The sequence below is a fragment of the Hominenteromicrobium mulieris genome, from assembly GCF_046197855.1.
Taxonomy (GTDB): domain Bacteria; phylum Bacillota; class Clostridia; order Oscillospirales; family Acutalibacteraceae; genus Hominenteromicrobium; species Hominenteromicrobium mulieris.
In genome coordinates, this window is sequence record NZ_CP173188.1 from 1,011,853 (window position 1) to 1,025,965 (window position 14,113).

The 14,113-nt window shown below is 49.9% G+C and carries 13 protein-coding genes, 1 tRNA gene and 1 pseudogene; 13 read left to right on the plus strand and 2 right to left on the minus strand.

Annotated elements, in window-relative coordinates; translation table 11 throughout:
• Window positions 1-82: 82 nt before the first annotated feature.
• Entirely contained in the window at window positions 83-544 is a 462-nt protein-coding gene (locus tag ACI0CA_RS04880; protein ID WP_446806515.1) for a MarR family winged helix-turn-helix transcriptional regulator, read from the plus strand.
• A complete protein-coding gene (locus tag ACI0CA_RS04885; RefSeq protein ID WP_446806514.1) occupies window positions 541-1,923 on the plus strand; it encodes an MATE family efflux transporter in 1,383 nt (460 codons plus the stop codon). The genes ACI0CA_RS04880 and ACI0CA_RS04885 overlap by 4 nt, the downstream gene beginning before the upstream one ends.
• A gap of 108 nt (window positions 1,924-2,031) precedes the next feature.
• Here the strand turns inward: ACI0CA_RS04885 and ACI0CA_RS04890 are convergent, their stop codons facing one another.
• Window positions 2,032-2,907 carry a serine hydrolase domain-containing protein gene (locus ACI0CA_RS04890; RefSeq protein ID WP_308449141.1) on the minus strand — a complete coding sequence of 292 codons (876 nt, stop codon included), beginning with the start codon at window positions 2,905-2,907 and terminating at the stop codon, window positions 2,032-2,034.
• Window positions 2,908-3,105: 198 nt separating this feature from the next.
• On the opposite strand from ACI0CA_RS04890, the gene ACI0CA_RS04895 reads away from it, so the two are divergent.
• From ACI0CA_RS04895 to ACI0CA_RS04925, 7 genes and pseudogenes are all read left to right on the plus strand, one after another.
• A tRNA-Arg gene (locus ACI0CA_RS04895) sits at window positions 3,106-3,182 on the plus strand.
• Between the two features lie 265 nt (window positions 3,183-3,447).
• Entirely contained in the window at window positions 3,448-4,857 is a 1,410-nt protein-coding gene (locus ACI0CA_RS04900; protein WP_395506555.1) for an alanine/glycine:cation symporter family protein, read from the plus strand.
• A 218-nt stretch (window positions 4,858-5,075) separates the two neighbouring features.
• Window positions 5,076-6,473, plus strand: a complete 1,398-nt coding sequence (locus ACI0CA_RS04905) for a dockerin type I repeat-containing protein (RefSeq protein ID WP_308449143.1) — start codon at window positions 5,076-5,078, stop codon at window positions 6,471-6,473.
• Between the two features lie 47 nt (window positions 6,474-6,520).
• Entirely contained in the window at window positions 6,521-7,120 is a 600-nt protein-coding gene (locus ACI0CA_RS04910) for a hypothetical protein (protein ID WP_308449144.1), read from the plus strand.
• Window positions 7,121-7,158: 38 nt separating this feature from the next.
• Window positions 7,159-7,512 carry a helix-turn-helix domain-containing protein gene (locus tag ACI0CA_RS04915; protein ID WP_343285138.1) on the plus strand — a complete coding sequence of 118 codons (354 nt, stop codon included), beginning with the start codon at window positions 7,159-7,161 and terminating at the stop codon, window positions 7,510-7,512.
• 23 nt (window positions 7,513-7,535) lie between these two features.
• Window positions 7,536-8,378 (plus strand): annotated as a pseudogene (locus tag ACI0CA_RS04920) (IS3 family transposase); the annotation flags it as partial.
• Between the two features lie 278 nt (window positions 8,379-8,656).
• The gene (locus tag ACI0CA_RS04925; RefSeq protein WP_412357984.1) at window positions 8,657-10,108 is read left to right on the plus strand and encodes an ATP-binding protein; all 1,452 of its coding nucleotides are present in this window, start codon (window positions 8,657-8,659) and stop codon (window positions 10,106-10,108) included.
• On the opposite strand, the gene ACI0CA_RS04930 is transcribed toward ACI0CA_RS04925, so the two are convergent.
• A complete protein-coding gene (locus ACI0CA_RS04930) occupies window positions 10,010-10,492 on the minus strand; it encodes a hypothetical protein (RefSeq protein ID WP_446806513.1) in 483 nt (160 codons plus the stop codon). The genes ACI0CA_RS04925 and ACI0CA_RS04930 overlap by 99 nt on opposite strands.
• Before the next feature lie 241 nt (window positions 10,493-10,733).
• Between ACI0CA_RS04930 and ACI0CA_RS04935 the strand changes: the two genes are divergently transcribed.
• The 4 genes from ACI0CA_RS04935 to ACI0CA_RS04950 all read left to right on the plus strand — a co-directional run bounded on the left by ACI0CA_RS04935 (window position 10,734) and on the right by ACI0CA_RS04950 (window position 14,109).
• The gene (locus tag ACI0CA_RS04935; protein ID WP_446806512.1) at window positions 10,734-11,162 is read left to right on the plus strand and encodes a hypothetical protein; all 429 of its coding nucleotides are present in this window, start codon (window positions 10,734-10,736) and stop codon (window positions 11,160-11,162) included.
• Between the two features lie 71 nt (window positions 11,163-11,233).
• Entirely contained in the window at window positions 11,234-12,469 is a 1,236-nt protein-coding gene (locus ACI0CA_RS04940) for a DUF6034 family protein (RefSeq protein WP_446806511.1), read from the plus strand.
• A 19-nt stretch (window positions 12,470-12,488) separates the two neighbouring features.
• A complete protein-coding gene (locus tag ACI0CA_RS04945; protein WP_446807059.1) occupies window positions 12,489-13,265 on the plus strand; it encodes a hypothetical protein in 777 nt (258 codons plus the stop codon).
• Window positions 13,258-14,109, plus strand: a complete 852-nt coding sequence (locus ACI0CA_RS04950; RefSeq protein WP_446806509.1) for a hypothetical protein — start codon at window positions 13,258-13,260, stop codon at window positions 14,107-14,109. Before ACI0CA_RS04945 ends, ACI0CA_RS04950 begins: the two co-directional genes overlap by 8 nt.
• Window positions 14,110-14,113 lie beyond the last annotated feature (4 nt).

Below are 14,113 nucleotides of genomic sequence, written 5' to 3' on the forward strand. Positions count from 1 at the left end.
TTTACATGACACCGTGGTTGACACCCGTCCGGACCCGTGCTAAAATGAAATACGAATTCGTATTTTAGCGGGGTGGAGCGAAATGGAACGATATGCGTTTTTCCGGCAGCTTGGCAAGGCGGTGTACGGCATAGACGCAGCTTACGATGTGTTCTCGAAAAGTGCGCAGATCAAACCGAATATGCTGTGGCTGCTTTCGGCGCTGAACGACGGCGAGGGGCACACGCAAAAGCAGATCTGCTGGGACTGGGGATTCCCGAAAACGACGGTGAACACGCTGATCAAAGAGCTGGAAAAGTGCGGCTTTGTGGTGCAGAGCCCCATCCCCGGCGAGCGCAGGGAGCTTTCCGTAACGCTGACAGAAGCGGGCAGAGACTATGCGAATGAGGTTTTAAAGCCCGTGTATGAGGCAGAGGAGCGGCTTTTTCGGCTGTATTTTAAAGATAAAGACCCGGAATTTGTACAGGAGCTGTTCCGGTTTTCCGGCGTGATGCATCGCTATTTTACAACAGGGAAATTTGAAGAAACGGGGAGCGAGACATGAAAAAAATAAGCTGGCATGAACTGAAGCCGCAGGTGAAGGAAGTTTGGGTACTGAGCCTGCCGGCTATTTTAACGCAGATCACAACCATCGTGATGCAGTATATCGATTCCGCCATGGTGGGTTCGCTCGGTGCGAACGCTTCGGCGGCGATCGGTCTGGTATCCACGAGCACATGGCTGCTGGGCGGCATTACATACGCTGTTTCGGCAGGCTTTTCCGTGCAGGTGGCGCATAATATCGGCGCGGGACGTGATGCGGAAGCGAGAAGCGTGGTGCGTCACGGCCTGTGCACGGCGCTGTGCGTGGCAGGGATTTTGTGTGCGTTGGGGCTTTCCATCCACAGTATGCTGCCGACGTGGCTCGGCGGCGACCCGGCTATTCGTTACGATGCCTCGAAATACTTCATGGTGTACGCGTTGATGATCCCGTTCTCGCAGATCAACTCGCTGAACTCGTCGTACTTGCAGTGCAGCGGCGATATGCTGACGCCGAGCATTTTAAACGCCGCCATGTGTTTACTCGATGTGGTGTTCAATACCATTTTCATTCCGCATTTCGGCGTGATGGGTGCGGGCATCGGCACGGCGAGTGCGTGTGCGGTTATCAGCCTGACGATGGCGTGGCGCTGCCTGTTGTGCAACCCGCATTTGCGGCTCAACCGCAAAGAGACCGAAAAGCACGGCTTTGACCCGGAAATTCTCAAAAAAGCTTTGAAAATCGGTCTGCCGGTCGGCGTGCAGGAGATCGCCATGTGCAGCGCGCAGGTCGTCGCGACCATGATCATTGCGCCGCTCGGTGCAGTCTCCATCGCGGCAAACTCCTTCGCCGTGACGGCAGAGAGCTTGTGCTACATGCCGGGCTACGGTATCGGCTCGGCGGCGACGACGCTCGTCGGGCGCAACATCGGCGCGGGAAAGACCGACCTTGCCAAGCGCTACGGCAACATCTGCATCGTGATGGGCGCGGGCTTTATGGCGATAACGGGACTTTTGATGATGTTCCTGTGCCCGTTTGTATTCAGCATTTTGACGCCTGATCTCTCCGTTCGCGCGCTTGCGGCGCAGGCGTTGCGCATCGGGTTGCTGGCTGAACCGCTGTACGGCGTTTCCATCGTTGCGGCGGGCGCACTGCGCGGCACCGGCGATACCTTCGTGCCGAGTATGATGAACCTCGGCAGTATTTGGGTGGTGCGCATCGGGCTTGCCCTGCTGCTCGTCGGCAATTTCGGTTTGCCGGGCATGTGGACGGCCATGGCGACGGAGCTTTGCGTGCGTGGCCTTTTGATGCTGTACCGTCAGAAAACAACAAAATATTATAAAAAATATAATAAAACAACTGAAACGAGCGAGCCTGAGCTGTTAGAAGCTGCGGAAAGCTGAAAAGCGCTGCGAAAGGACGCTCAATACGGAAAATACGGAGCATACGGTAACGGCGCCGCACAGGGTAAATTATCTCTGTGCGGCGCCGTTTTGCTTGTGATTCAAATTTTAAAGCTGTGGGTAGATCTCCTCAAAGACGGCGCGCAGCAGTGCACCGGCATCGCGGCTTTCGGCGGTGACGGTGACAACGGCATTTTTGTCGCGCATCAAAATGACGAACTGGCCGTATTTGCCGTCGGCGCGGAAGGAACCCTCGGGGCCTGCCCAGAAGAGGTAGCCGTAACCCTCGCTGCCGTTTTCGACCTGTTTTGAGGTCGCTTCTTTGACCCACTCGGCGGGGATGAGCTGCTTGCCGTTCCATTCGCCGTTTTGCAACAATAGCTGACCGAACAGGTGCAGTTCGTCAATGGTGAGGAACAGTCCGCCTGCACCGAAGGTCTGACCGTTCGGGTCATTTTCCCATGTGGGCAGCTGAATGCCCATCGGCGCGAACATGCGTGGCATCAGGTAATGGACAAGGTCGCAGCCCGCGCGGCGCTGCACGAGAATGCCGGCAAGGTATGGGCCGACGTTGTTGTACACGAATTTTTCGCCCGGCGCGTACACGAACGGCTGACGAAGCGCAAGGCGCACCCAGTTGCGGTCTTCATAGTACGGGCGTTCGCCGCCCATTAAAAAGCTTTTTTCCTGTCCGAGACACATGGTGAGCAAATCACGCACCGTGGCGGCCTTTAAGTTGTCGGAAACGATTTCGGGCAGGTCATCCTTGAATGCGTCCGTGAGCTTTTCGTCGATGGAGAGCAGGCCCTCTTTTTGCGCAATGCCGACTGCCATAGAAGTAAAGCTTTTGCTTGCGGAATACACATTGCGGCGGCAGGCATCGTCCCACAGTTTGCGGGCCAGCTGCATGCCGTTTTGCGAGACCACAACGCCGAGTGCGCGAAGCGGCACTGCACGGCTTTCAAATTCGGTAAGATCGATCATAGTAAACGCCTCCTAAATGAAATCGAGTTGGTGTAAAGGGAACGAATAAAGTCTTTGGACAAACAATACCACAATAAAAATGCCGATGCAAGTATTTTTGGCTAAAATAAGATTTTCGGAGAAAATTTGAAGTTTTTTTAAAAAAGGGGTTGACATATTGCACTTTTGAGCTTATAATGATGAAGCTGTTTGAGAAATGCGCTTGTAGCTCAGCTGGATAGAGTGACTGGCTACGAACCAGTAGGTCAGGGGTTCGAGTCCCTTCAAGCGCGCCAAGGAATCCACAAAGATTTCGGTCTTTGTGGATTTTTTCTGTTTTAAGATAGATTTTATCGGTTAAAAGATTTATAAAGCTGAATGTATTTGGTCGATTCAGCAAGTTACTTTTGTCTTCCGACCTTGTGCGAAAGAAATACGCATTTTTACTTGCCACATCTTGCATCTGTGTGTATAATTAGAAATATTATTCTGCGTTTTTCGACTTTGCCTGAAAGAAAAGTGAAAAACGCGTCAAATTTGAGAAACGAAAGTTGGAAGATCATGTTAGAGATCATAGCTGCCGTAAACAAAGCGGTGAACGATTTTATCTGGGGTGTTCCGGCCATGGTCTGCATCATCGGCGTAGGCTTGCTTTTAAGCTTTCGCACGCGCTTTTTGCAGATCCGCAAATTCCCCTATGCCATGCGCACCACGGCAGGGCGCATGTTCCGCAAAAAAGATGCTTCGGACGGTTCCATGACGCCGTTTCAGGCTGTATGCACGGCGCTGGCCGGCACAGTGGGCACGGGCAACATTGCCGGTGTGGCGGGCGCTATTGCGATAGGCGGCCCGGGCGCGGTATTCTGGATGTGGTGTTCCGCACTGCTCGGTATGTGCACAAAGTTTGCGGAAGTTACGTTGGCGGTACATTTTCGTGAGCGCAGCAAGACCGGCGAGTGGGTCGGCGGGCCGATGTATTACATTAAAAACGGTCTCGGTAGGCACTGGCAATTTTTGGCGGTGCTGTATTCGCTGTTCGGCGCGCTGACGGTGTTTGGTACCGGAAACGCTACGCAGGTAAACACCATTGTAACCGCTATCGATACGGCGCTGACGCAGTACAATGTGATCGGCGCAGACCACATTCCCACGGTGAACCTTGTCATCGGCATTTTATGCGCAATGCTCGTTGCCATGGTGCTGCTGGGCGGCATCAAGCGCATCGGCAGTGTGAGCGAAAAGCTCGTGCCGTTTATGGCGCTTTTGTATGTGCTTTTGGGGCTTGGCGTGGTTGTCCTGAACATTACGCGTCTGCCGGAGGTACTGGCATCGATCGTTGTTGGCGCGTTTAACCCGAAGGCTTTCACGGGCGGTGCCATCGGCAGTCTGTTCATCAGCATGCAGCGCGGCGTTTCCCGCGGCATTTTCTCCAATGAGGCCGGCCTCGGCACGGGTTCTATCGCGCATGCCTGCGCCGATACGAAAAAGCCTGTAAAACAGGGTGTGTTTGGCATTTTTGAGGTGTTTGTCGATACCATTGTCATCTGCACATTGACGGCGCTTGTCATTTTGTGCAGCGGCACGGCGGTGAATTACGGCACCATGGCGGGCGCAGACCTGACGATTTCCGGCTTTACGACGACCTACGGCAGTTGGGCTTCCATTTTCTCTGCGGTCGCGCTGTGCTGCTTCGCGTTCTCGACCATCATCGGCTGGGGCCTTTACGGCTCGCGTTTTGTGGAATTTCTGTTCCGCACCAGTAAGGCCGTGCGCCCGTTCCTCGTCATTTATTCGTTCGTCGCAATCCTCGGCGCAACCGTCAACCTTGACCTGCTGTGGAACATCGCCGATACCTTTAACGGCCTGATGAGTATTCCGAATCTTATCGCGTTGTTATTGCTTTCCGGCACGGTGGTGAAGCTGACAAAGGAATTTTTTGCGAAAGAAGACGGGCGTAAGCTCAAAAAATAACAGAAAAATAACAGATAGTATGCGGAAAATCGCCGGGGCAAGTGCGCTCCGGCGATTTTTTGTATGTGAAAATGTCGTAGAGTCGCCCGTGCCATTTGGTGAGTTTGTTAGAAAATTGCAAAATATGGCAGAAATTGCCGAAAAACTATTTAAATGTTCAACGGATTACGATATACTCTTGTCAAGAAGTTCGTTCGGCGCAGAGAGGGGACGAAAACATGAAAAAACGGCGATATTTTGCGGGTGCTGCGGCAATTCTCTTTTTACTTTTGCTTTGCGGATTTGCCCCGCAGAGCATCACGGAAGACAAGGATGCACAGGTTTTACTGTATGAAACTTATGGTGAAAGCGAGATACTGGTCTACACCGGTCGTACGACGGTGCTGTATCGCCCGGACGGTCGTTCCGCCGAAGCACCGTTTAACGGGCAATATGCCGTTTTGCATGGCGATACCGTAACGGTTTTCGCCGAAACCGAGGAGTTCCTTGCCGTGGAGCGTTTCAGTGCGGAAACATTGGAGGAAACAGACCTGTTCGCTTTGCCTGTGACGAGCGGCCTGCGCTTTGCGGAAAGCGACAGCGCGGGCAGGCTTTATGCTGTTACCTACGGTGCGCCGAGCACATTGCAAGTGTTTGACGCGGCGGGTGAGCCCCTAACGGAATTCATATTTGAAGACAAAATATTCGGCATACAGACGGTGGATAGTACGCTTTATGTGCTGCTTTCGGAAAGTGCCGTGCAGATTTCGCTTGCGGGAAATGTGCCGACACTTTCCGGCACGGCGTTTACCTATGCGCCGGCTGCGCGGCCGTATAAGCTGCTTGGCAGCGACGTGTACGTCAACATGCAGGGCGAAGTGCGCCTGTTTTCCGGAGAAGAGTGGGCGGAAGACACGATCGTGACGGAGGCCGTTTTGAGCGGCGACATGCTCTACTGGCTTTCGGACACCTCGGAGGTCTCGCGCGTGCGCCGCGGCGACAAGGCGGAGTTATTCACGCTTTCCGGCGAAGCGGCTGCACTCACCGCAAATGCAGCGATCATCTGGCAAAACGGCGCACTGTGCAGAGAGTCGTTCGGTACATTTGTGCAGCCTACGCCCACACCTTCGCCCATCCCGACACCTACGCCGGAGCCGACCGCGACCCCAAAGCCCTCTAAAACGCCGAAGCCGACGGCTACCCCAAAATCGAGCACGACGCCGAAGCCAACGGCTACACCGAAACCGACCGCCACGCCGGATCCGGATGTCACGGCGAAGTTGCGTGTTTCCGGCCACATTTTATACGCAGAACCGGGCGTTACGGCAGCAAAGCTACGGGCAGCATTCCCACAGGCGGAAGTGGAAGTGTACACGTCATCCTCCGCAGCGGCCTCCGGTAGGCTGAAAACCGGCATGAGCGTGCTGATCGACGACAAGCTGTATACGGTCATTGTGCCCGGCGACATCAACGCTTCCGGCACCGTGAATACGGCCGATATGCGTCTTTTGCAGCGTGTGCTCGTCGGGGAGACGGAACTGACCGACACAGCCGCGCTTGCCGCCGACTTAAATGAAAATGGCAGGCCCGATGCCGCAGACCTTGTTCTGCTCGACGCCAAAATGCAGCGGGACTAAACCGCATAAAATGGAGATGCCATCTCATCGATGCAGACAGGATTGACATGTCCGGCGAAGTAAGCTATCACGCCGTTGAAAACTCGAAGCTTTCTAAGCCGGACGTGATGGAGTTACTGCAATATCCCATCGGTGTGACACTTGAAGCAGACGGTCGATACCGTGTATTTCTGGGGGCGTATCGGTTTTGGTATTTGAGGGAATGCCTGCACTGGACAAAAATCCCGTGCTATGTTTACAAGGTCAAACGGCAGATACGTGATCCTCGTGAACGGCGCCGCCGGGAAATTCATCGCAGGCAGCAGGCGGCAGAAAGTCCGCGTATCCGGCTCCAACTCTATGAGAATTACTACAAGCTACTGAAAGGCATGAAGGACGCAGGTGAAATCAAAGGCGGTTTACAGACGCGGCTGATGCAGCTTCTCAGCGTTTCCGAACGCACGGTGCGCATTTATAAGCAGCTCTCGGAACAGCTTACCGGGCGAGAAAAGCAGCACTTAATGCGCGGTAAGCTGCCGTTTGTGCAGGCACGTGCCCTTGCCGCAGAGAGAAATCAAAAAGCGGCAATGTTGCCGAATTTTGAAAAAGCAGAGAGAAGAAAAGATAAAAACCTACCCGCTAACAATGAACAGCACCCCATTTGTTAGACAGTATGATATAATGTCTAACAGGTGGGGTGATTTTAATGCCAAAGGGAGTACCAAACAAACGATACACGCCGGAATTCAAGAAGCTGGTCGTGGAAACCATGATGAAAGAAAAGATGAGTTACAGAGAAACGGCTCGACAATTTGAAATCAGCAATTATCACAGAGTACAAGACTGGGAACGAATCTATCTGACGGAGGGTCCAGAAGGTTTTGCCATCGAACGGCGTGGCCGCGGCAGTAAGAGCCGTCCGCCAAAGCCGTTGCCGAAGCAGGTGGAAGAAGATCTGCTGGCCGAAGTGCAGCGACTGCGTGCGGAGAACGATTACCTAAAAAACTTGCAAGCCTTGGTTTTGGAAGACGAGCGACGCCGGCACAAAAAACGCAGGTAGTTCAAAAGCTAAGGCAAAAACACGCACTCAGTATTCTGCTCTCAATCGCTCAACTGCCCCGTGCCACTTTCTACTATCATTTGAAGCGGATAAACAGTGTAGATAAGTATAAAGCTGTCAAAGCGGAGATCACGGCCATCTACCATGAAAACAAAGGAAGATACGGCTATCGCCGCATTACAACAGAACTTCACAAGCGCAATTTCCTCCTGAACCACAAGACTGTCCAGCGGCTGATGAAGGAGCTGGGCTTGGTTTGCCGTGTCAGGATGAAGAAGTATCGCTCTTATAAGGGAGAAGTGGGCAAAATCGCACCAAATCTGCTAAATCGGGATTTCCATGCCGAAAAGCCGAATCAGAAATGGGTCACGGATGTGACAGAGTTCAGTTTGTTCGGAGAAAAGCTCTATCTGTCCCCGATTCTCGATCTGTGCAGCAGCGATCTGGTCAGCTACACCATCTCTGCGCATCCTGTTCTGAGTATGGTTACGACTATGCTGGATAAGGCTTTTGAGAAGATACCGGATGGAACCGGGTTGATCCTTCATTCTGACCAGGGCTGGCAGTACCAACACAAACAATACCAACAGATGCTCCGGGAGAAAGGTGTTCGCCAGAGCATGAGCCGCAAGGGAAACTGTCTGGACAATGCTGTGATAGAAAATTTCTTCGGGCTGCTCAAAAGTGAGCTGCTGTATTTGTAGGAGTTTCGCTCCATGGAACACTTCAAACTGGAACTGATCGAATATCTAGATTACTACAACAACCGCAGGATCAAGGCAAAGCTAAAGGGCTTGCCGCCTGCAATTCACAGACAGCAAGCCTTTCGGCTGCTTGAACAATTCTTACTTCAGAATATTGTCTAACTTTTTGGGGGCACTTCACAATGGTGAGTAGGTTCTTCCATTTTAAAAAGCGGCAATATTGCCGCTTTTGCTCCGAAAAATTTGTTGCAGCGACTTATTTGCATTTCGTGTTATTGAACTTAATGAGTTTTCACACGTGGGCAATAGGAAACATACAGGGGTAATGAACTTGTTATGCAAATCTTGAAAAATTTCTTGATTTTTTCACTGATCTTGAATATAATAATATCAAATCAAGATTTACTAAATCTAAATTTGTATTACTTGGAGGTGTGCCGATGTTTATCGGGAGAGAGACAGAATTGAAATTCTTGAATGATAAATATTCAGAGAATGGCGGTCAACTCATTGTGCTGTACGGCAGACGGCGTGTAGGAAAAACCGAGACGCTGCGGGAATTCTGTAAGGGAAAGCCCCATGTTTTCTTTTCCTGCACGCAAACGACTGATCCGGTACAGCTTCGTAACTTTTCTGCTCGGGTGCTGAGAGAAGACATTCCTGCAAAAAGCTATATTACTGAATTTACCGATTGGGAAAGAGCATTCCGTGCGGTACGGGAGCTACCATACGGTGACCGGAAAAAGTTGTTGGTGATCGATGAATTTCCGTATATGTGCCGTGGTAACAAGAGTATTCCCTCTATTCTTCAAAATCTCTGGGATGCGGAGCTGCGGGATGCCAACGTAATGATTATCCTTTGCGGCAGTGCCATGAGCTTTATCGAAAAGGAATTGCTGGCAGAGAAAAACCCACTTTACGGCAGGGCTACGGGTATCTACAAGATGAAAGAAATGGGATTTTATGATGCCGCAAAGTTCTTTCCGGATTATTCTGACCGTGATAAGGTGCTGGCTTATGCTGTTCTTGGTGGTATCCCACATTATCTGCGCCAATGGAATCCCGGGCTGTCCATTGACGAGAACATCAAGCGCAATATTCTGACCAAAGGCTGCATCCTTTACAGCGAGGTGGAGTTTTTGTTGCATCAGGAGCTGCGGGAAACACCTATCTACAACTCTATCATTGAAGCTGTTGCGTTGGGCAATACCAAGCTCAACGACATCAGTCAAAAGTCGCTTGTGGAGGATACTTCCAAAACCAGTGTTTACTTGAAAAATCTCATAGAGCTTGGAATTGTGGAACGGGAGTTTTCCGTGGATGCTAAGACCAAGGAACAGGCAAATTCCGGTCGAGGAGCCTATCGTCTGACGGATAACTTCTTCCGTTTCTGGTATGCCTTTGGTTTTGCAAATTTTTCACAGCTTGAGGACGGCGATGTGGACGGCGTATGCGAGTATGTTGTAAAACCGGCTCTCCACAAGTTTGCTTCCTTTACTTTTGAGGATATTTGCCGGGAATTTGTTCGTGAAATGCAGAAGAAAAACGAGCTGCCTTTCCGTTATGCAAAGATGGGACGTTGGTTTGGAAAGACTACGGTACGAGACGAGAAAGCAGCTTCCGGACTGCGGACAGCAGAGACGGAGATTGACATACTCTGTATTGACCGAGGGGCAAAGGAATATCTGGTGGGTGAATGTAAATTCAAAGGCGTACCGTTTTCCTATTCTGAGTACTGTGACACGGTGGCAAAGCTTTCTCCGCTGAAAGAAAAAGCCAAGTTTCACTATGCACTATTTTCTGAAAACGGATTTGACAAGAAAATTATCGATCATGCGGCAGAAAACGAAACGCAGCTCTATACCCTTAACCAAATCGTTCATTATGCATAAAAAGCAGAGGATAGCAAAGGTAAAACCTACCCGCCGATAGTGGTGAGTAGGTTTTTCTGTTTTAAAAAGCGGCAATGTTGCCGGTTTACTGCTGTATGCTTGAAAGACGGCACATTTGCTCGTAGAGGGATGTGTGATCCGGGTGGACGTACCGGCGGAGCGTAAAGGCCGGGTTGGAGTGGCCGATGATGAGGGCAAGGCTTTTTGAAATGTGACCGGCAGCAGCTCTGTGAGCAGCATGCTTTCAATTTCCGGGAAACCCCGAGATAATCTCTTTCTGGCATCTCGATAGATTTCGAGCGTTTTCGGGGCATATTCCGGCACGGCGTACACCTCATACCAAACATCCAGCCATTCTCCGATGGTGCAGACTTTTCTTTCCATTGTAAACCTCTCCTGTTAGATAAAAATTCCCGTTAGGGTTAATTCAGTTTAGCAGTGAAAGGAAAGAAAAACAAAAACCGGCAATGAAAAAGTAAATTTTTGATTGATTTAAGCAAATGCTATTACCTATTTTTCATAAATTATATTGACAACTGTAATTTTATGTGATATTATGACCATAAATTAAGGGATGGGTCGACACATTCCTTGCAAAATCTACATAATTTAAGGAGGCGATTGTATGTTAAAGAAAAGGCTTATAGCCGGTATGGCAGCTTGCTTAATGGCGGTTTCTGCGTTTTCCGTGTCTGCGAGCGCGAACTCGGCGCTTGAAAACATGAAAGCAACGATCTATGGTGGTGCTACGGTTTCATCTGCGTATGCAGAGAAGACCGCAGTTGGAAAATTCCTTTTCACGGCGCGTGCAAATACAAGTGATGGATGGAATACATCTGGTAACGAATGGGTTTATTTCCGAGGAAGAAGTGCTAAGAATAGAGCGCAAGCAACGCAGCTTGTCCATAGAAATTACTATGGCGAGCAAGTTAGAGATTATATGGGGTATTTAAGCGGGTATGGTGCATTAGGTACCAATTATAGGATCGCTATTGAGTATGATAACAGCAACCCGTACGAATATGTAAATCTCAGGATGACATGGACACCGTAAAAAGCTGAGTATCTGCGGGATTTGCTATGCAAATCCCGCAGATACTTTTATAACTAAAGGAGGAATGTGTGATGTCAAATTTGAAACAGATTATGACATTGACTTTTTTATTTTTAAGTTTATGTTTATCAGCTTGTACAAAACCTATACAGGATGTTTCTATAAAAACGGAAACCAGTTCTGCTATAAGCGAACCTTCTGTAATTAAACCTTCTGAAGAAAATAGTATGCAAGGTTCTGATGTTTCCCAAAATACTACAAATGAGCACATAACGCAAGTCCTTTCCTCTGGAGTAGAAGTGGATGCAGATATACTTATTCCGGCTTCCATGCAAAAATCAGAACTGCCGGAAATGTTTGGGAGAGGACATGTAATAGATCAAAATTTAGTGGCATCGGTCTTTTTTGAAGGAGAAAAATCTCCGGAAAAACAGACAGAAGAATTTAAAGATTTCAGTATGTTTTCAAAAGATAGCGTATATAGTACTTGGACTTTAGAAAAGGAACGCTTAACGATTTCAGGAACCTCAGCAAATTTTTCCAATGGCCGCAATGAAGTGGGGTACTATCTATTTTCGGAATTTCCGACATCTCTTCCGTTTGGAGATAACCGTGTAACATATTTGTCAGGTGAAAATTTAGAGTTTTCAACAATTGATGAAGCAAAATCCCAAATACAAAAATATGTAAATTCCTTGGGAATATCGGTTTTAGAGCCTACTTGCTATACAATGGACTATGACACGATGCGGGCGGTGTATGACGGGCGCACGGCGCTTGAGACGTATGACACGGACTTTGACTTTATCATTGAACCACAAAAAAAGGATGAACAATATATATTTGATTATCCAATAGCTGTAAATGGAATGCCACTCGGTAACTTTGAGGGGGGAGGTTACAGCGATGATTCGTACATGGCAGGTACATTTCTGCGCATGATTTACGGAGAAGAAGGTATACGAGCAATGACACTTCCGTATGCGTTGGATGTAACAGAAGTCGGTGCGATGCAACCAGTATTAACGTTAGACGAAGCGTTGCAGATAGTAGACGATAAGTATAATTCAATTATTATGGAAGGAAATTATAAAATAGATAAAATAGAAATGGCCTATACGCCGATACAGCAACAAAATGTTACGGAAGCAAAAATAATTCCTGTTTGGCGGTTTCAAACAAATCACACATTACAATACTCCGCTAAAAACGATTCAAATGAAATTGTTGAGATGACAGATACAAGCTATATCCTGATCAATGCGCTGGACGGCACGGAGCTTTTACACGAGAACGGAGAGATATGAGATGCATATGCGTGTGTTTTTGAATGTTCTGAAAAATGACCTTGCACGCACGGTGTGCTCGAAAGCGTTTATTTTTGCCGCGTTGGGGCTGACTGCTGCGACGTTTTTGACCGGCATGGATGAGCTTCCTTATATGACGCCGGAGAATGACCTGATCTACATTTACGGTATCTTTCAGTACCTTGATTTTCAGCTTTTGTATTTGCTGTTTGCGGCGATACCCGGGGCGGCGCTGTTCTGCGCGGACTGGGAGAACCGATTCATTCGCTTTTCGGCGCAGCGGTGCTCGAAGCGCATATACGGCATATCGAAAGGCATTGCGTGCTTTGTCTCGGCGGTGCTGGTGGTCGTCGTTTCCGAGTGGCTCGACCTGATGATCTTACGGCTTTGGGGATTTCCGGCGGTGAACATGGAAATGGCAAATCAAATGGCGCTGGGCGCGTTTGACGAGATCGGGTATTCCGAGCGGGTGTACCTTTATTTTGCGGCGGTGATTTTCATTAAAGCGTGCTGCGCAGGGGCGTTTGCGGAATTTGCGCTGTGGCTTTCGACGAAGATCACGAACGTATTCGTGACACTGGCGGCGCCGATGCTGGCGTACTACGTTTTGAACACGCTTTTGATGTGGCTGCGTATGCCGAGCATGTTTTACCCCGGTATGCTCTCTAGGGGACTTTCGGTGTTCGGCGGCGCGGGGACGACGATGCTTGTGACATGCGGAATTTTTGTAGTGTTCGGCGCGGTGTTCCTTGTTCTGTTTACGCGCTCGTGCAGAAGGAGGCTTGAAAATGGGTAAGGTTTTCGCTTGCTTTTCCATCGCGCTGCACAACTTTAAAAAGTGGGCGGTGAACCCGCGATTGTACATCTTGCTGTTGATAGAGGTCTTGTATTTGCACTCACGGCTTTCGCCGGTGGGCGAGCTGTGCGCGCGGACAGGGTACAAGGTCACGCCGTATTTGCTGCCGTTTTTGCTGGACGAGGGCAGCGCAGTAATGATGCTGTTCCTCGGCGTGGTGCTGCTGTTTTGCGATGCACCGTTTATTGAGGACGAGCAGCCGTATATTATGCTGCGGAGCGGGCGGCGGATATGGTTCATCGGGCAAATGCTGTATATCGTGATGGCGTCTGTGTTGTATTTTATTGTGCTGTATTTCATAAGTGTTCTTGTGCTGCTGCCGCATATCGAATGGAGCGCAGCGTGGGGCAAGCTGCTTTCGACGTTTTCGCAGACATCGGCAGCGGGGCAGAACGGCATCAGCATTCCGTTTGCACGCGTCATCACGGCGCGGTTTGACCCAATTCCGGCGGTGTTGCGGTGTGTGGTGAACGGGAGCTTGGTCGCCACTGTGCTCGGTATGCTGATGTTCTTCGTGAACCTGAATATTTCCCGCACGGCGGGCGGCATCTGCGGTACGGCGCTCGTGCTGTGGAACATGGTGACGTATAAGACGTGGTACGGGTTTGTGAATGTCTCGCCGGTCTCGTGGGTAAACCTTTCCCGTGTGGATTACGACGGCAGCTCGATCTACCCGAGCCTTACGTATATTTTGTTGGTACTGTTGGCTTTGTTTGCGGTTTTATCGGCGGCTTCGTGGGTGACGCTGCGCAGGCGGAACATTGACGTGCTGAAATCGGTGTGAAAGG